The sequence below is a fragment of the Lactiplantibacillus mudanjiangensis genome, assembly GCF_005405385.1.
In the GTDB taxonomy this organism is placed as follows: Bacteria; Bacillota; Bacilli; order Lactobacillales; family Lactobacillaceae; genus Lactiplantibacillus; species Lactiplantibacillus mudanjiangensis.
In genome coordinates, this window is the sequence record NZ_BJDY01000007.1 from 310,052 (window position 1) to 334,530 (window position 24,479).

The 24,479-nt window shown below is 40.9% G+C and carries 20 protein-coding genes and 3 pseudogenes; 4 read left to right on the forward strand and 19 right to left on the reverse strand.

Annotated features, from left to right (window positions below):
• Positions 1-78: 78 nt before the first annotated feature.
• The 6 genes from FFM84_RS14750 to FFM84_RS14775 form a co-directional block, all read right to left on the reverse strand.
• Positions 79-1,461: an aspartate ammonia-lyase gene (locus FFM84_RS14750; protein WP_130846205.1), complete on the reverse strand. Its 1,383-nt coding sequence runs from the start codon at positions 1,459-1,461 to the stop codon at positions 79-81.
• A 257-nt stretch (positions 1,462-1,718) separates the two neighbouring features.
• The gene (locus tag FFM84_RS14755) at positions 1,719-4,325 is read right to left on the reverse strand and encodes an alpha-mannosidase (protein WP_130846206.1); all 2,607 of its coding nucleotides are present in this window, start codon (positions 4,323-4,325) and stop codon (positions 1,719-1,721) included.
• Between the two features lie 3 nt (positions 4,326-4,328).
• Positions 4,329-5,363 (reverse strand): PTS fructose transporter subunit IIC, encoded by a 1,035-nt coding sequence (locus FFM84_RS14760; RefSeq protein WP_130846207.1) that lies wholly within the window; start codon positions 5,361-5,363, stop codon positions 4,329-4,331.
• A gap of 13 nt (positions 5,364-5,376) precedes the next feature.
• Positions 5,377-5,691 (reverse strand): PTS fructose transporter subunit IIB, encoded by a 315-nt coding sequence (locus tag FFM84_RS14765; RefSeq protein ID WP_130846208.1) that lies wholly within the window; start codon positions 5,689-5,691, stop codon positions 5,377-5,379.
• Positions 5,692-5,703: 12 nt separating this feature from the next.
• On the reverse strand, positions 5,704-6,159 hold the full coding sequence (locus FFM84_RS14770) for a PTS sugar transporter subunit IIA (protein ID WP_130846209.1): 456 nt from the start codon (positions 6,157-6,159) through the stop codon (positions 5,704-5,706).
• Positions 6,152-8,080 (reverse strand): BglG family transcription antiterminator, encoded by a 1,929-nt coding sequence (locus tag FFM84_RS14775; RefSeq protein ID WP_130846210.1) that lies wholly within the window; start codon positions 8,078-8,080, stop codon positions 6,152-6,154. The genes FFM84_RS14770 and FFM84_RS14775 overlap by 8 nt, the downstream gene beginning before the upstream one ends.
• Before the next feature lie 350 nt (positions 8,081-8,430).
• Between FFM84_RS14775 and FFM84_RS14780 the strand changes: the two genes are divergently transcribed.
• Together FFM84_RS14780 and FFM84_RS16495 are read left to right on the forward strand one after the other, a co-directional pair.
• Positions 8,431-8,742: a hypothetical protein gene (locus FFM84_RS14780; RefSeq protein WP_130846211.1), complete on the forward strand. Its 312-nt coding sequence runs from the start codon at positions 8,431-8,433 to the stop codon at positions 8,740-8,742.
• A 987-nt stretch (positions 8,743-9,729) separates the two neighbouring features.
• A pseudogene (locus FFM84_RS16495) lies at positions 9,730-9,885 on the forward strand (IS30 family transposase); the annotation flags it as partial.
• Positions 9,886-10,127: 242 nt separating this feature from the next.
• Here FFM84_RS16495 and FFM84_RS14785 read toward each other — a convergent pair.
• Positions 10,128-11,516 carry a cytosine permease gene (locus tag FFM84_RS14785; RefSeq protein ID WP_130846212.1) on the reverse strand — a complete coding sequence of 463 codons (1,389 nt, stop codon included), beginning with the start codon at positions 11,514-11,516 and terminating at the stop codon, positions 10,128-10,130.
• 337 nt (positions 11,517-11,853) lie between these two features.
• On the opposite strand from FFM84_RS14785, the pseudogene FFM84_RS16500 reads away from it, so the two are divergent.
• Positions 11,854-12,354, forward strand: a pseudogene (locus tag FFM84_RS16500) (hypothetical protein).
• A 64-nt stretch (positions 12,355-12,418) separates the two neighbouring features.
• Here the strand turns inward: FFM84_RS16500 and FFM84_RS16505 are convergent.
• From FFM84_RS16505 to FFM84_RS14825, 8 genes and pseudogenes are all read right to left on the reverse strand, one after another.
• Positions 12,419-13,098: pseudogene (locus FFM84_RS16505) on the reverse strand (IS30 family transposase); the annotation flags it as partial.
• Between the two features lie 149 nt (positions 13,099-13,247).
• The gene (locus FFM84_RS14795) at positions 13,248-13,496 is read right to left on the reverse strand and encodes a hypothetical protein (RefSeq protein ID WP_130846220.1); all 249 of its coding nucleotides are present in this window, start codon (positions 13,494-13,496) and stop codon (positions 13,248-13,250) included.
• A 44-nt stretch (positions 13,497-13,540) separates the two neighbouring features.
• Positions 13,541-14,266 (reverse strand): class I SAM-dependent methyltransferase, encoded by a 726-nt coding sequence (locus FFM84_RS14800; protein ID WP_130846221.1) that lies wholly within the window; start codon positions 14,264-14,266, stop codon positions 13,541-13,543.
• A gap of 80 nt (positions 14,267-14,346) precedes the next feature.
• On the reverse strand, positions 14,347-14,562 hold the full coding sequence (locus tag FFM84_RS14805; RefSeq protein WP_130846222.1) for a hypothetical protein: 216 nt from the start codon (positions 14,560-14,562) through the stop codon (positions 14,347-14,349).
• A 118-nt stretch (positions 14,563-14,680) separates the two neighbouring features.
• The gene (locus tag FFM84_RS14810; protein WP_130846223.1) at positions 14,681-15,373 is read right to left on the reverse strand and encodes a 2,3-diphosphoglycerate-dependent phosphoglycerate mutase; all 693 of its coding nucleotides are present in this window, start codon (positions 15,371-15,373) and stop codon (positions 14,681-14,683) included.
• A gap of 75 nt (positions 15,374-15,448) precedes the next feature.
• The gene (locus tag FFM84_RS14815; RefSeq protein ID WP_165444409.1) at positions 15,449-16,522 is read right to left on the reverse strand and encodes an AI-2E family transporter; all 1,074 of its coding nucleotides are present in this window, start codon (positions 16,520-16,522) and stop codon (positions 15,449-15,451) included.
• A gap of 258 nt (positions 16,523-16,780) precedes the next feature.
• Positions 16,781-17,935, reverse strand: a complete 1,155-nt coding sequence (locus tag FFM84_RS14820) for an ROK family protein (RefSeq protein ID WP_130846225.1) — start codon at positions 17,933-17,935, stop codon at positions 16,781-16,783.
• Positions 17,936-18,311: 376 nt separating this feature from the next.
• Positions 18,312-19,262, reverse strand: a complete 951-nt coding sequence (locus tag FFM84_RS14825; protein ID WP_130846226.1) for a hypothetical protein — start codon at positions 19,260-19,262, stop codon at positions 18,312-18,314.
• Positions 19,263-19,398: 136 nt separating this feature from the next.
• On the opposite strand from FFM84_RS14825, the gene FFM84_RS14830 reads away from it, so the two are divergent.
• Positions 19,399-20,592, forward strand: coding sequence for an SAM-dependent methyltransferase (locus tag FFM84_RS14830; protein WP_130846227.1), 1,194 nt, complete (start codon positions 19,399-19,401; stop codon positions 20,590-20,592).
• 618 nt (positions 20,593-21,210) lie between these two features.
• Here the strand turns inward: FFM84_RS14830 and FFM84_RS14835 are convergent.
• From FFM84_RS14835 to FFM84_RS14850, 4 genes are all read right to left on the reverse strand, one after another.
• Entirely contained in the window at positions 21,211-21,561 is a 351-nt protein-coding gene (locus tag FFM84_RS14835; protein WP_130846228.1) for an AzlD domain-containing protein, read from the reverse strand.
• 20 nt (positions 21,562-21,581) lie between these two features.
• Positions 21,582-22,346, reverse strand: a complete 765-nt coding sequence (locus tag FFM84_RS14840) for an AzlC family ABC transporter permease (protein ID WP_371852227.1) — start codon at positions 22,344-22,346, stop codon at positions 21,582-21,584.
• 165 nt (positions 22,347-22,511) lie between these two features.
• A complete protein-coding gene (locus tag FFM84_RS14845; RefSeq protein WP_130846229.1) occupies positions 22,512-23,009 on the reverse strand; it encodes a GNAT family N-acetyltransferase in 498 nt (165 codons plus the stop codon).
• 135 nt (positions 23,010-23,144) lie between these two features.
• A complete protein-coding gene (locus FFM84_RS14850) occupies positions 23,145-24,473 on the reverse strand; it encodes a D-alanyl-D-alanine carboxypeptidase family protein (protein ID WP_130846230.1) in 1,329 nt (442 codons plus the stop codon).
• Between the last annotated feature and the right edge of the window lie 6 nt (positions 24,474-24,479).

Consider the following 24,479-nt stretch of genomic DNA (forward strand, 5'->3'; position numbering starts at 1 on the left):
TAACATTTTTATTGACAAAAAAAGCTAGTTACTATCAATGTAATCTTGATAACAGCTAGCAATCTTGATTGAGTTTACTTAGTGATTCGCTACCGTCACCGGCTCATGTAACAAACTGGCCGGACTAAATAAAGTCTCGATTTGATGATCCGAAAGTAAATGCTTCTCACGCAACAACTCTTTAACTGACCGATGATCAGCTAGTGCCTCTTTGACCAAGGCAGTTGTTTGCATGTAACCCAGGTATGGCGCCAAAATCGTCGCCGTAATTGCGGATTGTTCCACACGCTCAGCAGCACTTTCAGCGTTGACTTCAATCCCTTTCAAGCAATTGTTAATCAAAGTCATAATGGCGTTGGTTAAATGTGTTTCATTGGCGAGAATATCACGGAACATGATGGGTTCAAAGGCATTCAATTCTAGCTGACCGGCTTCGGCGGCCATTGTGACTGTCACGTCCTTACCGATCACTTCAAAAGCCACTTGGTTCACGACTTCTGGGATCACTGGATTAACCTTTCCCGGCATAATCGACGACCCAGCTTGTTGGCGTGGCAACCGTAATTCGTTGAATCCGGCTTGTGGGCCACTACTTAATAACCGTAAATCATGACAAACCTTAGATAGATCCACTGCCAACCCTTTGAGTGCCCCAGAAAAGGCCACGTAACTGTCACAATTTTGGGTTGCATCGATTAAGTCAGCTGCGACTTCTAGATGCAGACCGGTTAAATCATTCAATTCAGGGACAATTCGGTGTTGATACGTGCTCGTTGAATTCACGCCAGTCCCAATCGCGGTGCCGCCCATATTGACACTATGCAAGTCTTCGCCCGCAGTCCGTAGCCGTTCTAAATCCCGTTTGAACAAGGAATAGTAGGCATGGAAAGAATGACCAAATGTCGTTGGTACGGCATCTTGTAATTGCGTGCGGCCAACTTTGATCAGGTCTTCAAATTCATTGGCTTTTTCTAACAAAGTTTGTGTCAATTGGCCGACAGCGACTAATAAATCTGGCAATAATTTTAACATCGCCATCTTGCCCGCAGTTGGAAAAGTATCATTAGTTGATTGCGATTCGTTAACATCATCATTTGGATGAGCAAAAACTGCGGGTGTCAGTTTTTGGGCCAAATGCGCAATCACTTCGTTCACGTTCATGTTCGCCGATGTCCCAGCGCTTCCTTGAATGGCCGGCACAATGAAGGCATCTCGATAGTTACCGGCTAGAACAGCATCACAAGCTTTGACAATGGCATCACGTTTGTCACGATCCAGTGTTCCCGCCTGCTGATTAGCCATTGCCGCTGCTTTCTTAATTTCGACTAAGCTTTCAACTAAAAGTGGATGTAACCGTTCAGAACTAATCGGGAAGTTTTCAACGGCGCGTTGGCTATGAATCCCGTACAGCGCCTCATCTGGAAGTTCTCGTTCACCAATACAGTCTTTTTCTGTTCTCATTTTTTTGCCGCCCTTCAACATTTTGGTTACTATTATTTTAATACTTTTTTATTTACAGTAGCATTGTAACGCTATCCTGATGGGCGTCAATTAGCTGACAGCACTTCCGAATGATATAAGTTTATGACGGTTGTAACTTAATATTATAAAAATAAACGTGCTTAGACTTAATTATCTTAATCAATTTTGAAACTGTCACTTAACAAAAAAACGGCCAAGCCCGCACGAAGCGACTTGGTCGTTTTGATTAATCAAACTCAATAATTAAACTTCAATGTCAACATATTATAAGGATCAACAATTAAATCATGGTCTACCGGTTGTTCCAACGCATCAACAATCTCTGCTTGCTGGCAAATCGCGGGCAACGAAACAACTTCTCTAGTCGGATTCTGAATCCGCACAATATACGCTTTTGAATCCGTATAAGCCGGGTAGATCGCTGATACTAGCAACGATTTGTCCAGGGTCAGCAATGAAAATTCAGGATTAATGGCTGGCTGCTCATCTGTTTCCCAAATCTTATTGTCCAAACGATGAATAAACAAATTCAACTGTTGTAATTGATATGAGATTGATGGTGCAAACCACCGCTGCGCTGCCAAACTCGTTGCTTGTTCCGAAAAGCCACTATCTGAAAGCCCTAAAGCAAACTCAAAAGTCAGTTCGCCTTGCTCTTCCGCTAACGGTGTTGGCATCATAATATGGCCTTGATTGGTCGTATCGCCAGATGCCCGTCCTGGTCGCCAAGCCAAATTGGGTTTGCCCAATTGGCTAGTGGTGGCCATCAACGTGATGTAGAGTCGGTTATCAACTTGTTGATATTCTTTCATGCCTTTACCGAAGAACGTCAACGTGTGTTGGCTATCTGTCATCGAAACCGTCTTATCAAAGTTATACAAATTGACGGGTTTTTCAACAAACTCTTGTAACCAATCATCATCAATCGGTTCGTTGTGAGTCGTCACAAAGCCAGCTTGAATCTGGGCAATCGCCGCATCTGTCTTAATGGCCCCATTTAACTTCAAACGTAGTCGATGCGAACACACTTGATTATCAAAATCTAGCTTAGCCGTTAATAAGCCTTGTTCATTAAAGTTCAACGTTAATTGATAATGAACTGGTTTCAACTCAGGATCTTCAGTGACTCGATCTGCTAAAGTTGCTGGCAAAGAGGTTTCACCAGTTACAATTAACTGTTGTTGTACACCCGCCGATTCTAGATGTGCCGTTTGGAATGCCAAGTCGCGTTCAACATCGTTAGCTAGTGGCGAATAGTCATACGTATCACCATCATTACCACTATCAACCAACCTAATTAGATCAGTGATCTGCCGTTGACCATCACAATAGTTAAGCTGACCATGTTCAAAACTAACTTTTTGTGACCCCAATTTAAGAAACAACTCATCGGTCTGTATTGGCTTCATTTCAGCACTAACCTGGTTACTTTCATGGAAATGCAACACTTTATATCCCAGTGCTGGAATCGTCACATGCGTCTTAAACGTTAATTGATAATATTCCGGTTCATCCATAAATTCACGGCCACGTGGCGTCATCATCAAAATATGATGACGTACTGGATAGTGATGACTTTTGACGATATAAGCATCCGTGGCATTATCAAACACAATCCGTTTAGAACTAGCGACTAAATCAATTGATTTAACACCATCGAAATCGGTTGGATCGGTATTAAAAACCAATACTGAATGATCATCTAACTTTAGAAATTCCGCCAGCTTCTTCGTAATCATGTTTTCAATGCCGTCAGCGATTTCATTGGCCTCTTTAAACCGATGCATAATATCGACCGCAACATTATCAGAAACACTACCACCCAACGTATCATGAGCCTGACATTCAAGTAGTTTTTTCCACAATTTAATCAACAAGCCATTGCCAATAGTTACACCATTGGCCTTGGCAATCACAGTTAATGGTTCCACGCGGCGTAAAATCTTTTGTTCTAATTTAACATTCTCCATTTTGATGTTATGCCGGACTGAGCCAATCGTTCGGTGCACGCGATCATAAGTTGGCAAGCGCAGTTCGCCGTGATAGGTTGGTAGATCATCCCGTTGTCGTAATTTGTCGATAAACTTTGGATACGTACTGATCGTCGTATGATTGTCACTCAGTCGATTTAAATCCGCGATCGTCTCAGAAATATTTTTAATAATGTCCATCTGATCAATTCCAGATGGCATTAAAACCTCATCATTGTGAGCATGAGTCGCTTCAAATTCAGCGGCCGGATCAAAACGCTTGGTTACGAATTGATCTAAGTGCCGTTTAGACGCCACATCGATTTGGGCAGTGAAATAACCAAACGGAAAGTTAGCCGCAATCACTTCTTTGCCAGATAAACCACGCCACTTGAAATAAACTGAATTCATTTGTCGTTTGAAGTTGGTACCGCGCCAAAAGATAAAATTATCAATGCCAACTTGTGATAATAAGGTTGGCATTTGGGCGTTAAATCCAAACGTATCTGGCAAATATCCAATCATCATCGGTTGACCATACGTCTGTTTCGTATCGTTTATTCCAATCACCAAATTACGAATAATCGATTCGGCATCCGGTAACAACGCATCTGTTTGCGTATACCAAGGACCAACAAACAGCCGTCCTGCCTTAACCAGTTTTTGAATTCGAGCCAATGCCTCAGGATGAATCTCAACGTATTCATCAACAATCGAAACTTGCCCATCCAAACAAAAATTAGCATCTTCATTTTTTTCAAGTTCATCTAAAACTTCTGTGAATAGCTGATCACTCAACACCAACGCATCCATCGTTGTAAAGTACCATTCACGATCCCAGTGCGTATGATTGACCAGATTAGTCTCCGTCATAAATTAAGCCTCCTTGGCCGGTGCCGCTTTGGTGAAGCGTTTTAAGAAGTTAACGAGTAAGGCTTCGACCACAACACCGATTAAAATGGCTAACGTATATAATAGCCAGTTCGATGAAAACGGAATCGCCATGACCGTTGATAATGCCGTCTTTTGAACCGTGCCAAAGAATGCATTCACCGCACACCCGGCTGAGGTCCCCACAATAATACTTGGAATGACTCGAATCGGATCGGCAACCGCAAACGGAATTGTCCCTTCGGTGATTCCGACGATTCCCATGACAATCGCTGAACGACCACTTTCGATTTCAGCGTCTGAATATAAACGCTTGCCGCCGAGTAAGGTTGCCAAGAACATGCCCAATGGTGGAATCCCAATGGCCATCAACATTGCGGTACTGGCTTGATAACCACCTGATGTAAAGGCAGCCATCCCGAACGCATAGGCAATCTTGTTAATTGGACCACCCATATCCACGGCCATCATACCGCCAAGTAACGCGGCCATTAAGACTGCATTGGTGCCACTCATCCCTTTTAACCAAGCCGTTAAGCCAACCGTCATAGCTTTGATTGGGCTACCCACGACATAAATCAAGATGAGGCCTACAACAATTGTCGCGATAAATGGAATAATAATTAATGATTTCACTGACATCAAATTCATTGGCATCGGCATTTTTTTGAGCCATTTAACAAGATAACCGACCAATAACCCGACTAACATCCCACCTAAGAATCCGGTACCCATCGATGAGGCCACTAAGCCAACAATAAAAGCTGGCGCTAGACCGGGACGATCAGCAATTGAAAACGAAATATATGCGGCAATAATAACTGGAATAAAGCCTAAACCAGTCTGCCCAAGCAACCGTAAGTTACCCCAAATATTGCTGGTTTGATTCCAAACATTTTGGCCCCCGAAGATAACGGCAATCGAAGTTAATAACCCAGCCGCCGTAACCAATGGAATCATATAAGAGACACCCGTCTGAAAATGATTGGCGAGTTCTTTACCGAACTTTTTCCACTCCATCTTTATACCCCCTCTAATTAACTAGTGCAATCGCCTGATCAATCGCCGCCTTACCATCTTTAACGACTTCAGAAGTGCCAACTTTTAACACTGGCTTACCTTCAAACCGATCTGGTTCGGCAACAACGGTATCCACCGCAAAGATCACGACATCTGCCGCATCAATTTCATCTTGCGCTAAGCGATTTTCCATCCCCATCGCACCTTGGGTTTCAACCTTGATATCGTAACCTTCTTTCTTGGCATACTTCTTCAAATTTTGAGCCGCCATATAAGTGTGTGCAATCCCAGCGATGCATGCCGTTACGGCAACAATTTTTTTACTCATCATCAACAACTCCTATTTTTTTATAATTTTTAAAACGGCTTCAACGGTCTGGGCTTGTTTAATCGCCGCGACAAAATCATCGTCCATTAATCGTCCAGACAAATTGGCTAACATTTTCAAATGGGCATTTCCCTTGGCTTGTGGTGCCACCGCCATTAAGAAAATGATATTTACTTTACTACCGTCTAGTGACTGCCACTCTAATGGTGTCGTTGTCTTAGCAAACATCATCGTGGTTTCAGTGACCGCCGCACTTTTGCCGTGTGGAATCGCAATATTGTTGCCAATCCCCGTGGTCGTCATGGCTTCGCGTTCTAACACATCCTGACAAAAAGCGGCTGCGTTGGAGACGTTGCCATTTTTTTGAAGAATTTCAGCCAACTGACGAATCGCATCTTCACGATCCTTGGCATCTAAATCCAAGACAACATTATTTGCCGAAATAAATCCGCTTAATTTTTCACTCATCTGACTCACTTCCTAAGATCATCATTGCTTGATTCGCAGTTTGACTGCCGATCAACTGATGTAATAATTTTTTATCTTCTAAAACGTCATTAAAATATTGATAGATCGGCTCAATTTCGGCTTTAATTTGCTTATTCATGGCTAAAAAGAACACGATATTTACTGTGGTGCCATGCCAATCGATTCCATCGGCATTGATATAAACTGAAATACAAGGCTTTATCACATATTCAATAGGCGCATGTGGTACCGCAACTGTATCCATCGCTGTACTAGCCAATTGTTCGCGTTTAATCGCCGCTTGACCGATACTGTCACGACCATAACCAAGCTTAGCTAATCGTTGCCCAATTCGATTAATCACGTCATCACGTTGTTCTTTACCAGTCGCAATATGAATCAGCTCTGGGGACAGTAAACGCATAAAGCTATTGGCTGGTTGGCGTTGTGAAACGATTTGTTTTTCAACGGCTTTTAGACGTTTAACTGAACTAACATCTAAAAACGGTGACACAATCACGACCGGGATATCCGGAACATCGAAATTAATCGTACTTATCACTAAATCTTCACTAATCGGATGATGTTTCAGATCTTGAATGGATGTCACCCGACTAATTTGGATACTATCCGAAAAATAGGTTTTAACGCGCTGTTCTAATAATCGGGCGGTACCAAGACCGGTACTACAAACGATAACCGCTCGCACCATGCTTTTTTGACGTTCTAAAAACGCTTCTAAATGTAGGGCCACATAAGCGACCTCGTCTTCATTGAGCGTCACGTTAAAGTGATGTTCGATTTTAGCACTAAGATCAATGGCTTCGTTAAAGGCCCGTGGGAAAAACCGTTTCACATCAGCCGTGTAAGGATTGTGTAAATTCAAACCAAGATATAACCGCTTTAAGGCGGACGTTAAATGCACCGTCAAGCCTTGAAGTAAAGCATCATCATACGTGTCACAATGGTCTTTTAGAAAACGACGAATACTACTTTGTTGAAATGGTGAAGCCGTCTCAACCAGCTTGTCATTACTAATTGCTTGGCCTTCCGCTGCTAAGATATGAATGTTTAAGTACTGCTGCTCATCGCCTGGAATCTTAACTTGGAAAACACGCTCAAGAATGCCAACTAATCGTTGCGTATTGGCCTCTAACTTTACTTTTGACAGACCAGGTTCTAAGATGGCATCTTTACTGATTCGTTCCATTGAAATAATTAAATGAATAGCTAATGATTGGAACTCATAATCTGTAAAACGTAGCGTCCCCTCTTGTTCAAACTCATCTAAAGCTTGGATGACCTTGGCAAAAGTTGCTTTACCAAAGAATGATTGAATATCCGTTGGCAGCTGTAACTTACTATGCACCTCCCCGTTTTCATTTTTCATATACTTGGTGTTACCCCAATACATCGTCAGTAGTTCCGACATCAACTTACGCTTTGCCGATTCCGAAGCAATAAGTCGCATCCCCGCGTGAGTCGTTTCGATTAACGCGCTGTATTTAGCTAGAATGCGTTTCACTGCTTTAAAATCAGTTTCCAACGTACTTCGACTAACAAACGTCATCTCAGCCAGTGCTTGAATCGTTTGCGGTTGATCCGATAATAATAGTTTGGATAAAATCGCAGTTACCCGCTCTTCACTAGTTCTCGGTGTATTGACATAACCGTCATATTGAAGGGCCTTGGTTAATTCAGTCGTATTACCTTCTAAATAAACGCCAACATTTCGTTTGCGAATGACTTGAACATCATACTGTTTCAACGCACTCTCCACATTGTCTAGATATTTTGAAATTGTTTTGCGTGACCGACCAATGCTTCTTTCAATATCAGAATAATGAATGACGCCTGAATTAAGAATCAACTGAATAATTTTTAACTCTTGCTGATTCAGGTTTGCAATCGCTTGTTCCATTACATTCACCTCCTGAAGACAAATTCATTATATTATGAAATCGGTTTCATAAATATTCAAAAAAGTCCACTAATGATAGTGTACTTTTATTTAGATCTATAAATATTTAATATACAGACTTTGTGAGCTACTGCAATATCCATGCTCAATAAAGGGATGCTACTGCCCCTCTAATCTTCATATTGACTTGTTAGCTGATTGCGCTATGCTTAATATGTAAGCGTTTACTTTTTATTATTAACGCTTGCTCACAGTTGTTGCAGACGGGGAATCATACAACAACTTAGATTCAACTAAGGGGAATCATTTTCTAGGTCAATGCAAGATTTAATTTCGAGGGGGAATTAATCATGTCAACAGCTTTACCAAAGGCCGTCAAAGTAGCGATGGCTGCCGATTTATTGCAAATTGAATTTGACAACGGTCAAACACGATTCATGCGCACCCATTTCATTGATGATTATGTATCAGCCTGGTCAGCTAAAAAAGGCAAAGGGAAACGGATTAACTTACTGGTTGCGCCGACCTGGCAATGGCTAGGCAGCAACGCCCGCATTGAAGCAGATGGATCCGTCATCCTTTTTGATAAGGATACTTACACGCCCAAGGAGCTTTGGGAAAATAGTAAGGAAAGCATTAACGAAGTGTCGGGCGTAAATTAAAAACAAATATGGAATATAAAAATCAGCTTCTACAAAATTCAAAAATTTTGTAGAAGCTGATTTTTTCATTAATATTCATTTAACCAATTTGTTGCTTTAACTTTTTAATTTGCTTGTCAAAATAATATGCCGTCACTATATTACAAAGAATCGTCAGTAACAAAGTGAATTGCATCGTCAGACTTAACTGTAATTGGCTGGGTAAGTTGTTTGAAAACAAGCTATTGCCAACACAAACTAAAAAGAGAATCGTTGAACTTAAGATTGGCCCTAAAAAATCATTGTTTCCGCTTCTTCGCCACTTCAGCAAGAATTTTTTTCTCGATAATCATCCACAATACCCGTCCCCTTTATCAGTAATTGATCTAAGGAAAGATGGTAAAGCTGACACAAACTAATCAAACTTTCGATGTCTGGAAAAGTTTGCCCCGTCTCCAAATTAGATATCGGCTTAGTTTGTCACCAAAGATACCTTGTCAAACCGGCATCCTCATTATTTATGAACAAAGTGACTAATCTTCACCCCTCCAAGATTAGCCACTTTACCTATTTTCCTCGCCAATACATGACTTTCATCCAACATGTGTTGGCATCCAATCGACTTTGAACAAGTCTTGTGTGGCATTGATTAGCTGTCTTATTTCACCTAAAAGAGAAAATAAGCAGATCCCAATATAATTCCAACTATCATTAAGACGACTAAGGTCACTACAGTCCATTCAAAGAATTTTATCATGTTTTTCCTTATTCTTGCTCTACAATTAAACAATCCTTATTTTAAGTATACCAGCCTCAAAACTGTAACCACAACCACTATATGTAAAAGAGACAGCCTAAGCTCTCCCTCCAGACTAATCCACATGATTTTCATCTAATATATATTGAAATTCAATCACACCACTCAATAAATCAGCTTTAAACAAGCCCTGCGTACCATTACTTATCTGAACATAAAAACAAAGTAACCGGCTCCTTCATCGACAACATTGGTCGCTAGACTCAACCGTGGGCTATACTAAAAAATATCATCTATTCAAGCATGATCAAATAATTTGTACCAAGACACTCTATAACTATATTAATGCTCAATCATTGGAGATTCGTCATCTTGATTTCATTGAAAATACTAAACGCCGAATCACTCCATCATAAGGCCGACGACTAGCTAGCTCCAAACGTATTGATGAACGATCCAAGCAACACAATCTAAGTTTAATAACTCGCCACACCGTATCCTGAAGTTTCAAACACCAATTGAAACATTTGCCGCTTAACCAATCCTATTCTGAAATTTTTTGTCCGCACCGGCTAATTTATTCTTGTCATTTGCGACAAAAGATCAAACGATTATACGTTTAAAAATTTAACTCTACCACAACTAGGAACTACTTATTATTTAAGGGTTTGAATAAAATCATACTGCAATAATAAATACCGGCTGTTATTGCAATGGTAATGAAAGTTGTCCCAGTAGTTGCTACAAGCTGTGGTATTTGTTTCAGCGCAAGATAACAAGCGACACCTAGGAGCCAACTAATGACGGCTCGTCCATTGATGCCGTGGAAATACCAGTAAGGTCCTTGATGATCCGAAAAGCATTCAGTCTGATAGTAACGATGATGGATGACGAAGTAATCAATTAAGAAAATTGCAATTTCAGGACCTAACAACATTCCGATGGCATCAAGAAACGTTTCAAAAGTTGTCAAAAAACTAGCCACATACAGTGGAATAAAGGTAACTAGAGTCGCTAATACCGTAACAATCCATAAGCTAATACGTAGAGACAGTTGATGCCAAATATTCTTAAGTGCAGAGCCGGCTGCAAACAGATTAACCGCGTTGGCTGTAGTACTAGTTAATATAATGACGATTAGTGCTAAACCGCCTAAACCTAGTTTAGTCGCTACTGTGCTTGGATCTGAATCGTTAGGATCGAAATGATTAAGTGTTACCGATGCTGCAATTGTGCTAAAGATACCGATAAAAGCAAACCAGAATAGCCCTAGGTTTGCTCCAAAAAAAGAGGCACTGGTAGCAGCCTGACGATGCTTAGTGAAGCGGCTAAAATCAGCAGCTGAAGTCACCCAAGCAAGATTAAAAGCTGCCAGGGTATCAGCAGCAACTCCCGCTGACAAACGCAAATGATGTGGGGGTTGCCAATTAATAATATCGGTTAAAGTAACTCGTTGGAAGATAACGATTGATTCCCATAAAAAGAAAATGATGACAAGGATAATACCAATTCGTTCGATGAGTCGAACGGATTTTTCACCTAGGGAAATACTAACTAAGTGCAATACACTCATAATCAAAATACCAAGAACTAATCCTAATTGACCCCCAGGTTTTCCATATTGCGGTAAGCCGAATAATTGGTCGAGAATATAACTAATTGAAGTCGCTGCAATAAAAGTATTAACAGCAGCCCAGCCAATAAATTGTAGCAAGTTGACTAACGATGGCAGATAACTGCCACGTAAACCAAATGAGGCACGCGTCAGTGCCATCGCGGGTAACCCCGAACGATATCCCATATAACTTGCCAGTGCCAATAAAACATATGATAAAAGACCAACAATAATTAATGTGATCGAAGCGGTTACTAGGCCACAGGCAGCAATGACACCGCCAATGTACCAAGTACCGTTGTTAGCGTTAGCACCAATCCAAGTCGCAAAAAGATCCCAACTAGACATTTGTCGTTGGCTAAGTGGGATTGGTGTGAAAGCCTGATGTGATGATTCAGTTGAAGCTGAAGAATGTTGAGTCATAACATATTCCTTTCAAAATCAGATTTTAATCAACATGACCTGCATGTTGAAACGAACGAGTTATTATACACCAATAATATAGACACTTCAAAGGAACATCTTGAATACTATTTCCCAAAAACTAAATAAAAGCCATAACAAAAGTCTACTTTATTGATAATATAAAAATTATATTTTTCCACACCTTTTTTACTTCTTGGCACGAGAAAGTTCTCTTATCAATATAGATTCTTTCATTCCTGAATTCAAAATTGAAGTGCAACACCAAGTAAAGTAAACAAAAAGGCCATGGAGACCTATACTTTAAACAATCACGAATAAAAAAAGAGGTATCTTCATACCTCAATTAAATATTACCACTACTCATAACTACCAAAAGCTATCGGAAGCCGAAAGAAGCGCTATTCAAGTTTTTCATGAAGATCAGTATTCCAAACGACTCCATCGAATCCTCAATACCATTAGCCACGAACTTAAACGTGGTACCGTATGTCAGCTTAATTCGAATTACTTACCATACTATCAACACTTTGCTGAAACTTGCTGTGACATACTTCAAACAATTATTAATAATATATGGCACTGAGAAGTTTCACTCGATCACCTTTGACCATACAGATCTACTTTGCCCATCCATATTCACCATGGGAACGTGGTAGTAACAAGCCCCCAAATAGCTTGATCCGTGAATTCATGCTTAAAGGTACGTCTATGAAGAACTATACGGATGCTTATATCTCTGAGGTTCAAACCGCCTTGAATAATCGGCTAAGGAAGTTACCTAAGTGCCGCAAAGGTCTACCCAACTGTCACACCAATGAAATTAAACTTACATTAACGCATACGGCTCCATGTTTTTATTTTACTTAGTGTTGCACTTAATTTAACCAATTCGGCCACGGTTGAGGTACGTGTTGATCTGGAAAAATACTGGTATATCTAGTTCATTCATGAGTTCGTGATACTTCGCCAACTCGGTACCCCTGTCTGGTGGATTTTACATACTTCGGTGTTATTCCGGTTAGGAGATTAACTATAGATTGATAAACATGACTAGAATTCACTTTAGCTACTCGTTGTGATAAAAGATATCGTGATTTACAATCAACCAAAGTTACTAAAGCTGAACGTCCAGTTTTACCACGAACGGTATCACCTTCCCAATGGCCAAATCGACTTTGATTCTCCGCCGACTTAGGACAATCATGAACCGAAGGCACGTCATTAAAGCGACCGCGACGTTCATTGACTGTTCCTTTAACTTTCAAGTCTTACCACGATAAATCGTGTTGTAGCTAATTTACCACTGTTTATTTTCAAAGCCCAGGCGACCTGAAATTTATTCTGGTGACCAATGACTAACCATAATTTTTCTGATAACAAAGTTGCGCAAATCATCATTTTCTAAAAGTCTAGGACGCCGACTATTTAATCGACGATGTTGATAATTGCCTTGTGCTTGGATCACGAAGTAATCCTTACAACCAACTTTAGTCGCAATTTTTTGATAAGGCAGCCCTAAAGTAACACCAGTTAGTATAATTTCTCGGTCTTTTACGATAAGATTTTTGTATAAACTCATAGTCTGAGTTTTCTTTATAATTGGTGTTGTGATGATTCCATTTTACAAGAACTCAGGCTATGAGTCTTCTTTTATTTATCGTTGCACTTCAATTGTAAATTCGTCATATAAAAGAGACAGCCTAAGCCATCTCTCTTCAAAACGTCGCACTATTTAACCATCGTGTGATTTTCATCCAACATATATTGAAATTCAATCGTCCCAGCCAACAAATCAGCTTTAAACAAGCCTTGTGTCCCGTTATTTTCGTCCGACATCACGACAAAGTAACTTGCCCCTTCATCGACAACGTGCTGGAAGCTCACGTATTCGCCTTTAAACCCATTCTTACGGAACAAGCCGATAATCCGGATCATTTCGCGTTGTGTGACTTCGTTTGCTGCACTTTTTTCACTCATATACTGTTATTACTCCAATTCTCTTTTTAATCTGTCTGCCTTTTTTATTTCAGTGGCTTCTTACCTAAAACAAGATAACTTCCAGTTAACGGGGTTGCCCACCAACCATTAATCCCCAAGCCGGCTGCCTGTGTGATCGTTAAATCACCCGCTGCCATCACTTGTTGATATTCTTTTAAATGATGATCAGTATCAATAATCAACAGCTGACCATCCGGTTTTAACACCCGTATTGCTTCTTTAATGGCTTGTTGACGGGCTTCTACCGACTTAATATTATGCACTGCAAAACTAGACGTGACCACGTCAAAGTAATCATCTGAAAAATCCAACTTGGTCATATCGCCAGTGACTAACTCAACATGATCTTCAAGTCCCAAGTCGACCACGTTTTTCTGGGCAATAGCCTGTTTATTATGGGATTGATCGCGTGAAAGCCACAAATCTAGACCCGTAACTTTTCCAGTTCCTTGCAATCCACGTGCCAAACGAGTTAGTAACGCACCACGACCACAGCCCAAATCCAAAATTTGATCTTGTGGCTGTAGCTTCAAACTTTTTACTGCAACATCAAAGATTCGATATTTACCACGAACGGTTGTGTGCAAAAAGATAATCGCCCCAAGTAGCAATACGGCTCCCAAAATAACTTCGATAGTAATGGGATATTTGAACCGATTTAAATAGGCATGACTCAACAAGCCAATTCCAAAAACGGTATAAACCAATAGTGCAAATGGTGCATCAATACCGAACCGTTTTAAATTCATTTGATGTGCTCCCCTCTTCAATCCCAGCTTATTAAATTCAACCTCTAACAAGCGGTCTCCCCCATCAATTACGATATCTCTTAGTATTCACTGCTATGGCGCAAGTCGGTCAACCGAGCATCGATTAACTGACTTGCAATACCAAACGCCTTCAAACGCCGTTTGGCTAATGTTAATTGCGACTTATACCTAGCTGGATTTTCTTTAGCTTCAAATGTTTTAATGACTTCACGAATTTTATGAATCGTTGAGTCAATTTGGCGCTTAGCTTCCAACAGTTCAGTTTCATCATTCATGGTAAGTCCTCCATTCAGTTTTCAAAAAATCCAGACTTAGTGCTTACATTTTAGGCCATAAAAAAGCGCCCCCCACAAGAGCGGGCGCTTCTTGAAAATCTAGTAAATAATCAGCTGATTATTTGCCTAACTTTTCTTTGCCTAAAACGTTCAACTTGTCATCGAAGTCATAGACAACTGGTTCGCCAGTAGCCATTTCAAGATTCATGATGTCGTCATCAGAAATCCGTTCGATGTACTTGCTTAAGGCACGTAATGAGTTACCATGGGCTGCGATGATGATGTTCTTGCCATCTAATAACTTAGGTGCAATTTCATCTTCCCAGAAAGGCATAACGCGTTCCAAGGTAACCTTCAAGTTTTCGCCACCAGGGACGATGTTAGGGTCTAAGTCAGCATAACGACGATCGTTAACAGCTGAACCTTCATCATCGGCACTCAATAATGGAGGTAAAACGTCATATGAACGACGCCAGATATGAACTTGGTCGTCACCGTATTTTTCAGCGGTTTCGGCTTTGTTCAAACCTTGTAATGCACCATAATGACGTTCGTTTAAACGCCAAGTCTTGGTTTCTGGAATCCAAAGTTGGTCAGATTCTTCAAGCACATAGTGCAAAGTCTTGATGGCACGAGTCAAAACTGAAGTAAAGGCATAGTCGAATTTCAAGCCAGCTTCTTCAACTTTCTTACCAGCCGCCTTAGCTTCTTCAACACCCTTTTCGCTTAAGTTAACGTCAACCCAACCTGTAAATTTGTTGGATAAGTTCCATTCACTTTGACCGTGACGGATCAATACTAATTTTGCCATAGCAGTTAATGACCTCTTTCTAAAATTATTTACTCCACTTATTTTACACTGAAACCATGAAAAATCAAAATATTATCAGGGTTTATTTGCGGAATCATGGTGAGAATCCAATGTTTTTTTCAAATGAATTTTGGGTTTAAGCCCGTGAACCGGTTTCACGCCGATAATATCTAAAATAAAGTTAAAAATCGGCACTCCGACGATCAATCCCCAAACACCAAATAGCCGTTCACTGACAAGTAAGACGACAAACGTATAGAAAATCGGAATTTCCGTCCGGCTCGCCATAAATTTTGGATTCAACACATAGGCTTCTAACGTGTGAACGACCATAATCATGATCACCATATAGACGACGTATCGAATCCCACCCACAGAATAAGCAATGAGGCACAAAGGAATCAACGAAATAATCACCCCAGCGACTGGAATTAAGCTCAATAAGAAGATCATTAAACCCAGACTAATTAGCTGTGGCATATGCAAACAAGCCATCACAACCAACGTAATTGCCGTATTAACTAGGGCAATTAAGAATTGGGCTTCCAACACGACCCCAAAACTATTGACGAATTTTTTAGCAAAAAAGTAAACATCTTGGAAAAACCAACCAAAGGTACTACTCAAAAAACGTTTCGAGAAAGCGTGCATCTGGCGATCTTCCACCGTAAAGAAGAAACTCAAAATTAATGATAAGAAGAACGTCACACCCATATTTCCAATATTGGTAATATACTTAAAAATCACCGAGACGCCTGTTTTAACTTGTTTCAAAATATCTGACTCTTGAAAATATGATGTCACCCACCGTAACACTTCATTCGTATCGTTACTAGGATTTTGATAAAATTCATAGACCGATTGAAACGTCAAAAAGGTCTGTTTAATCAGTTGCGGCAAATACGTGGTCACGGCAAAGTACAGTCCCAAAACCACTAACGCGTAAACGCCAATCACAATCCAACTGCTCGGAACGGCAACGTGCTTTTGCACCCACCGAACAAGCCGTGTCACCAAAAACGTGAAAATAAACGTTAATAAAATAATACTCATCATACTACGGGCTAAATACAACCCGATCACGATTAACGCCAGCACCCCCGTGCGGCGTAAGCGCACATTATGGACAAAATGTGACCATAAATCCAACTCAATTCACTCCCTTTTTACCGCCTGCATTCATTGTAACGGAAAACACGTCAAAAACCCATTCAAGAGCAGACGAAAGAGTGTGACAAAAGACGATTTGCTACCGAGCATAGCCTAGAGATACGAATGATTGTGCATTTTCAATCGTTCGCGTCTCGTAGCTAAGCAGAGGGGGCAGTCTTTTGTTGCACGTTTCAACGACACTGATTCGGAGATACAAAAAGAGTTTGGGTTTTTGTCCCAAACTCTTGACTCATGCTATAAAAAATGCATTTTCAAACTTTCCAAACCAAGCGCTTGATGAATAATCTCAGAAGCCCCACCGAGTAAAGCCGCTGACTGTACATTCTTCGTCGCAATGATTGGTACTTGCCGATTTGGTGATGACATCTTAGCCGTCGTATCCCGAATCTCAGTCAACAACTGCGGGATTGTTTCCAAAATGCTGGTGTTTACCACCACCACGTCGGGTGCAAATGCCGTTGACACATTCGCAATAACCTTCGATAGGTAGTAAACAAAGTCATCAAAGACTTGTGCGACAACTGGATCATGGTTAATATAATCGTGTTTAATTTGGGTCATATCTAACCGATCAACATTTTTCGCAACTTTTAAATGTTGCCATAAGGCTTTTTCCGAAACATAATCATTAGCCGACTCCATATGGTTTTCTAACTTACGATCTTCCAGTAAGGTCGTCCCGACTTCACCGGCTTCGCCTTCATGTCCCGCATACAAATGTGAGTCGGCAACAATTCCCACATGAATCTCATCACGAACCACAATTGAGACCACATTATTAAAGATCTCATTATCATGGAAATCACGCTCAAAGACCGCTGTTAAGCTAGATTTCTTTTCCAATAAAACTGGAATCCGCAGTTTGTCTCGTAAATACTTCGCCAAATCAAAGTGTGCTAGGCATTTAATTGGCGTTCTCAAAATTTTATTTTCGTAAATAATCCCGTCCAAGGCAATGGCGACCCCCATCAAACCATGTACCGTGCCATAATCATCGACATTCCGCAGTTGATCCTCAATCAGATCAATCACATCCGTCAACGTCATATCGGTAGTCTTGAAACTTTGGAAATGTAGGATCTTGCCATTCAACCGTGAATACATCAATTTAACGGCCTGATCAGACATATCAATGCTGGCCACAAAGCCATAATTGACGTTTAGTTCGGCCATAACTGGTTTCCGACCACCATTTTTGGTACTAACGCCACACCCAATTTCCTTGATAAATTGTGCCCGTAACAGCTGATTATAAATGTCTGAAACCGTGACTTTATTCAAGTTCAGATTCCGTGAAATTTGACTCCGACTAATCGGGCCTTCATTAATAACCTGCTGCAACACCTGTTTTTCGTTGGTGCTGCGCATCACATGCTTGTTAATAATCATTTGCAATCTCGATGTCCAAAATATTGATCGAAATTTTAATTGCTAGCGGTTTCAAATCCGACTAGCACTGCCATAACTTCAATCAACAATGGTCACCTTAACCCCCTTAATCTGTTAATATTCTAGAGTGTCAAGCAAAAAATACACAAAATAGTCATTTTCGTACTCATTCTGACATTAGTTCGTTAAAAAAATATCCCAGTGTGATACAAATTGACTGCCCCCATTTTCTGCCATGGTGCCGTAGAAACAAAATTATTCGTTCCTACTCATCTATTTATAACAGTTTTTATAAAAAAATCATCGATTCACACTTGAAATTAAGCGTTTCCTCGATGATTGTAAAGTCAATTACCATACCGGTATTGATTTTAAATTATTTAAATAATTTTTTTGCAGCTTGAACTGGTGAAATATGGTCACTAGCGGCGGTTTGTAAGACCGTCCGAACATCTTGATCACTCAAGGCATCGGCATCAATTCCGGCTTCTTTTAGCTCAGAACGAGTCGCTTTGATTTGATTTGATGTTACCGATGAACCATTCACTTGTTGCTGAGAATTCGTTACTGTGTATTCATTACTACCAGAGTAATTATTTGCAGCTTTCTTTTCGGAACTCGTTAAGCCAGAAGTGCTTGAATCAGCTTTACTAGTAGCCGTGCTTGAACTACTTGAAGCACTGGCAGCCGTACTACTACTGCTTTCACTAGAACTACTACTTTGTGAGCTACCGTTATTAACCACTGGCGTTGAACTAGTTAACGACTTCAAAGCAGCATTATTTTGTTTCCGTAATGCTTTAGCCGCTTTGTAAATATCTTTATAGTAACTTTCACTAAATGTCTTGCTTTGGAATAAGACTGTTAAGACACCGTTTGAATCCGTAAATTCATTGGTCTGATTGAGTTCTAACGCTTTTTTGTATTCTTTTTGATACGTTGCCCGCTTCTTAACAACCCGCTTAATGAGCTTTAATTCGGTCTTGGCACGTTTAACTAACACGTCCGAGCCATTTTTGGTCTTCGTGACGGTCGTAAAACTTGTCTTTGCTTGTGAAAACTGGCGTTCCTTGATAGCATTAGCCCCATCGACATAGGTTTGTGTTTGGGTCAAATAACGTTGCGCCACCGGATCGTTGGCTTTCGTGCGGGTGGCACGACTAAAGAATGATTCGGCTTGCGAATAATTTTTATCTTGAATGGCTAATTTTCCATACCGCATTGCTGTTGTATAAGCATTGGTTTGTTCGCGGTGTTTCGAATAAGTGTAGCCACCGACACCAATTGCGATAACGGCTGCTACGAGCACCCACATCCACTTTTTCAAAATGACACCCCCATTAGTTGATTGTTTTATTATACCATGTTTAACCATCCAACCGTGAAACCTAGTGCTTACATTCCGATTTTCATTGGCGTATAATAGCTCTTGTATTTTTATTCGAGAAAGGATCTTTATTGTAATGTTAGAAAAGACGTTTTACCGCACCTTGTTGAGCCACTCCTTTAACATCCCTGTGCAAGTGAACTACTGGGATGGCAGTAGCGAAAACTATGGTGGCGACGGTACTCCTGAAGTTACGGTCACTTTTAAAGAAGCCATTCCGATGCGTGAAATCACCAAAAATGCTTCAATTGCTTTAGGTGAAGCCTATATGGATGGCAAGATTGAAATCGAAGGCAGCATGCAAAAGCTGATTGAATCTGCCTACGAATCAGCTGAAAGTTTCTTCAACAATTCCAAGTTCAAGAAATTCATGCCAAAACAATCACACTCTGAAAAGAAGAGTCAACAAGATATTCAAAGCCATTACGATGTTGGTAATGATTTCTATGAAATGTGGCTCGACCCAACCTTGACTTATTCTTGTGCATACTTCCGCAATGAAGACGACACCTTAGAACAAGCCCAAATCAATAAAGTACACCATATCATTCAAAAGTTGAACCCTCAACCGGGTAAAACACTTTTAGATATTGGTTGTGGCTGGGGCACCTTAATGTTAACCGCTGCTAAAGAATATGGATTGAAAGTCGTTGGGATTACTTTATCTCAAGAACAATACAACCTCGTTAGTCAACGGATCAAAGATGAAGGATTAAGTGACGTTGCTGAAGTTCGGTTAGAAGACTACCGCGAACTTGGTGATGAAACTTACGATTACATTACCAGTGTTGGCATGTTTGAACACGTCGGTAAAGATAACTTGGCAATGTATTTTGAACGTGTTAAACACTACCTCAAAGATGACGGAGTAGCCTTATTGCATGGGATTACTCGGCAACAAGGTGGCGCCACTAACGGTTGGTTAGACAAGTACATCTTCCCCGGTGGTTACGTGCCTGGGATGACCGAAAACTTACAACGGATCGTGGATTGTGGCTTACAAGTCGATGACGTTGAAACGCTTCGTCGCCACTACCAAAAAACGACTGAACTTTGGGATGAAAACTTCAATGCGGTTCGTGACGCGATTGAAGAAAAGATGGGCACCCGCTTCACGCGGATGTGGGATCTTTATCTCCAAGCCTGTGCCGCTTCTTTCCAATCTGGGAACATTGATGTGATGCAATACCTCGTTTCAAAAGGCCCTTCATCACGGAACTTACCAATGACTCGTGAATACATGTACGAAGATAATACGGTTAAAGCTTAATTCAACTAAAAAATGTCAGTGTGTAAATGATGATCATTTACACACTGACATTTTTGCTTTTAACTAAGGGTTGAAAGATAAGTATGACGATAAATGCTTTACCAGAATTGACTTAAGTCATGCTAATTGGTCACCTACGCCAGCCAGCGATTCTGCCGGCTGTGGGACCGACTCCAGCCAAAGTACGAGCTTCCGTCTCGCTTTTGAGCCTAGCCAAAACCACTAGTCTCAAAAGTCGTCCATATCGTAAAGTCCGGGGAAATCACTCGGACTAACGATATTTTCACGGCCGGCGCCATCACTGGCTGGCTCCGGTTGTATTGCGAATACCAATCAATTTTGTAATCACCATCATAAACGAGAGTGAGTTCACATTGAGCCCAGCCGTGGGGCTCTTGAAACACGGGTTGGGTGGTTCGAAACGACGGTTCAGACCGCTCTTTGGCTGAACCGGTCCGCCCACAGCTTTCCGGCTCAATGTGGACGAACGATAGGTGGCAAGTACGACTAGTTCTGATTGATGAATACCTACCATATCAACGATTATTGCTAAAAAGCATCTTTCAACATTTTAGGAATAAAAAAAGACCGGTTCCCCAGTCTTACTAACATTATCATTTAAATATGCAGCACTAACACAAAAATCATCACTGAAGCTAACCCAATAATGACAGAAAGTGTCATCGACCGAGTTCGATAGGCAATAATACCAACTAAAATGGATGAAATAATCATCCCTAAATTACCTGAAGTCATGATATTGTACTTACTATCTACAAACACACTTTTAACCACTAAAGCCGTAAATAACGACACTGGGACAAAGCGCATCCATTCATTAAACCATTCTGGAATTTGTCGCTTCGTGAAAAATAAGAGTGGGAAGAACCGTGGAATAAAAGCCACGACCGCGCAACAAATAATCAACCATAAATGGTCCATACTGCTCATTGAACTGACTGATTGCATAATAAAAACTCCTCGGGGCCCTACTTGTCAGATTCTTCCATGGCCGACTGACCAGTGGGATCGTGAATCTTATACAATAAGTGACTTTCTGGCTTATGTGCGATTAATTGCCGCTCAATAAAATAGCCTAACAACGAGGCGATTAACGTTGAGACGACTAACCCTAACGTACTCTTCATCAAAACGAGGAAGAACAACGTTAATACGGCCGACATCGCACAGACTAAAATAGTCAAACGACTCTTCGTTTGCATAACGGCCATATAAATAAATAGTGCCGTTAACGCAAAATCAACCACGCTCAAATTGATGGTTAAGGCGCTCCCAATCAGACTACCAATAATATTGCTGACAGTCCAAAAGAGCAGTGAATAGTGTTCCACCAACAAAGCTTGCTTAGGTTGCCAATGCTTATCCGTCGCAAATTTTAAATAATTAACCGCATAGTTTTCATCATTCATCGAAAACGCGAACGCAAAGATGAATGGTAACGGTTGACCCTTTAAATAGCGCGATAAGCTAGACCCTAATAACGCATATCGTAGTTCCAAGAAAAACATCATTAAAATAATCGTTGTCATAGGTGCATTGATCGTTAACATCGACGCAATCAAAAATTGGGCGCCGCCGGAAAAGACCATGACGGAAATTAACGCCGTCATTAAATGGTTGAACCCGGCCGCATGCAACAAGACCCCACAAGCTAATCCAATGGGGATGTAGCTAAGCCCAAGTGGCATTACTGTCCGTAAAACCATTAACCAATTTGGCTCGTTCTTTTTCACCAAGATGCCTCCAGTACCATATCAGTAAAGAATTCTAGCAACATTGTTTACTGTCTATTTGTATAGACATTCGGTTTTAATTTTAACATGTTTCTTGCTGCAATCCTACCTTTTGCAAAAGATTGTTCAGCTTCAAGCAGTATGTAAGCGTATCCAGATTGGATTTTAATCGAAATGGCGCCCTAAAATGACCAAGTCATTCGGCCGATGATCCAATTCCGCCACTGCGGGTAGGAATCCCCATTGTTCATAACCAAACTTTTTAAACAATTTAATACTTGGCAAATTGCTTGAGAAAATATACGCCACTAACGTTGTTAACCCCACCGTAGTCAGCTGTTTAGCCGCCAACTCTAAAACCTGGCTGCCGACACCTTGACCCTGTACACTTCGATCTAAATAAATCGAAATTTCAGCCGTCTTGGCATAAGCCTCACGACCATAAAATGGTGAGAAACTAAGCCATCCAACAACCTGATCTGCTTGTAACACCACCCACATCGGATAATGTTCTGGCGTGTGTTCTAAAAACCACGCGCGGCGTTGATCCACTGTGACCGGCTTTAAATCGGCCGTCACTTGATGACTTGGAATTGTTTGATTATAAATATCGACAATCGTTGGTAAATCTGACATGGTCGCTAATCGTAGCGTCACATCCATATTATCCGCCTCCATTCAACGGCCCGGTTGAGCCTAAACCTATTATACCGTTTTCATGCGTTTTGATTCAATAAACATTATTATCCCATTTTTACAAAAAAAGCGCCTAGGCTTTAACCTAGACACTTTATTGATTTAGAACCAGCTCTTAATCCCGCGCCACATTCTAACAAAAATATTCGCTTTTTCGACGGATTTTTGTGAGGTTAAGTTCACTTGCATCGTCTTTGATTTCGTCCCATTGACAACTTGAATGGCTTTTTTATTCAAGCTTAATTTAGCCGTTCCAATGGTCTTGCCATGAGTTAATGGTGCTTGTAACTTTCCGTTAGTCGTTGCTGACTTCTTCAATGTTGCTACACCGTTTAAGGACGCCGTTGAACTTGTTGGTAAATAGACTTTCGTTGCTTTACTATTGGTGACTAACTTTGTTGATAAAGTTTTCCCATCTTGCACAGCGACTGATTTAACACCTTTAAGCGTTTGATCTTTAGCAACCGTTGTGGTCGTATAGTTGTGATAGACGTATGACATGATTTGAGCCGTTTGGGTAAACCGTTCGGTCCCAGTATCACTAGCTGAACCGGCATGCATGACAACTGTGATAATCCGATTACCATTACTGAACTTAACCGTCCCAGTAAACGCATTTCCGGCTTTCGTTGAGGTCCCCGTCTTCAAACCATCAACTGGTAACGCTGAATAATGTTTAACGAGTCCCTTTAACATGTAGTTGCGGTTATCCATCTTAGTTGCGGACTTTGTGCCCTTTTCAAACCAAGCATGGGCAATACTAGACGTTTTTAAGACTTCTGGATATTTTGATAAAAGCTTTTGGGCCACCGTCGCGACATCTTGCGCTGACATTTCATTTTCAGTTGAGCCAGAAACGTTACTGTAACCAATCGTGCTACCAACTTCCTTGTTCGTTAAGCCAGAAGCATTGATGATCGTGGCGTCAGTAATTCCAAAGGACTTCGCGGTCTTACGCATCAATTGCACAAACTTATGTGGTGAACCTGCAACGGCATCGCCCAACGCGGTGATCGCCGCATTAGCTGAATAAATTTCAGTAGCATTGTATAGTTGCCGAACGGAGTATTTTTTTGTTGATAATAATGGAACATTCGCATATTCCGTATTTTGACTCATTTTAGCAACCGCTTTGCTGACACTAATCTTTTGGTTCCATGAAAGTTTTCCATCATGAATCGCCTTTAAAACCAAGTAAGTACTCAACATCTTAGTCATCGAGGCAATCGCCATCGGCTTGGTACTATTCTTGTTGTATAAAATCTGACCCGTGCTAGCGTCAACGGCAATCGCCGCTTTGGCTGAAATTGATGGGGTCGATGCTGCTTGTGCTGTCAAAGTGGCATTGACCACCCCTAATCCTGTGGTCGTGAAAGTGACTGCCGCAACTAGGGCAATCATGGTTTTCTTTAACTTTCCAGCAAATCTCATTTCTCA

Excerpts from the sequence above, each read along its gene's own strand:
- FFM84_RS14750 (WP_130846205.1), bottom strand. The coding sequence starts at position 1,461 with ATGAGAACAGAAAAAGACTGTATTGGTGAACGAGAACTTCCAGATGAG.
- FFM84_RS14755 (WP_130846206.1), bottom strand. The coding sequence starts at position 4,325 with ATGACGGAGACTAATCTGGTCAATCATACGCACTGGGATCGTGAATGG.
- FFM84_RS14760 (WP_130846207.1), bottom strand. The coding sequence starts at position 5,363 with ATGGAGTGGAAAAAGTTCGGTAAAGAACTCGCCAATCATTTTCAGACG.
- FFM84_RS14765 (WP_130846208.1), bottom strand. The coding sequence starts at position 5,691 with ATGAGTAAAAAAATTGTTGCCGTAACGGCATGCATCGCTGGGATTGCA.
- FFM84_RS14770 (WP_130846209.1), bottom strand. The coding sequence starts at position 6,159 with ATGAGTGAAAAATTAAGCGGATTTATTTCGGCAAATAATGTTGTCTTG.
- FFM84_RS14775 (WP_130846210.1), bottom strand. The coding sequence starts at position 8,080 with ATGGAACAAGCGATTGCAAACCTGAATCAGCAAGAGTTAAAAATTATT.
- FFM84_RS14780 (WP_130846211.1), top strand. The coding sequence starts at position 8,431 with ATGTCAACAGCTTTACCAAAGGCCGTCAAAGTAGCGATGGCTGCCGAT.
- FFM84_RS14785 (WP_130846212.1), bottom strand. The coding sequence starts at position 11,516 with ATGACTCAACATTCTTCAGCTTCAACTGAATCATCACATCAGGCTTTC.
- FFM84_RS14795 (WP_130846220.1), bottom strand. The coding sequence starts at position 13,496 with ATGAGTGAAAAAAGTGCAGCAAACGAAGTCACACAACGCGAAATGATC.
- FFM84_RS14800 (WP_130846221.1), bottom strand. The coding sequence starts at position 14,266 with ATGAATTTAAAACGGTTCGGTATTGATGCACCATTTGCACTATTGGTT.
- FFM84_RS14805 (WP_130846222.1), bottom strand. The coding sequence starts at position 14,562 with ATGAATGATGAAACTGAACTGTTGGAAGCTAAGCGCCAAATTGACTCA.
- FFM84_RS14810 (WP_130846223.1), bottom strand. The coding sequence starts at position 15,373 with ATGGCAAAATTAGTATTGATCCGTCACGGTCAAAGTGAATGGAACTTA.
- FFM84_RS14820 (WP_130846225.1), bottom strand. The coding sequence starts at position 17,935 with ATGATTATTAACAAGCATGTGATGCGCAGCACCAACGAAAAACAGGTG.
- FFM84_RS14830 (WP_130846227.1), top strand. The coding sequence starts at position 19,399 with ATGTTAGAAAAGACGTTTTACCGCACCTTGTTGAGCCACTCCTTTAAC.
- FFM84_RS14835 (WP_130846228.1), bottom strand. The coding sequence starts at position 21,561 with ATGCAATCAGTCAGTTCAATGAGCAGTATGGACCATTTATGGTTGATT.
- FFM84_RS14845 (WP_130846229.1), bottom strand. The coding sequence starts at position 23,009 with ATGGATGTGACGCTACGATTAGCGACCATGTCAGATTTACCAACGATT.
- FFM84_RS14850 (WP_130846230.1), bottom strand. The coding sequence starts at position 24,473 with ATGAGATTTGCTGGAAAGTTAAAGAAAACCATGATTGCCCTAGTTGCG.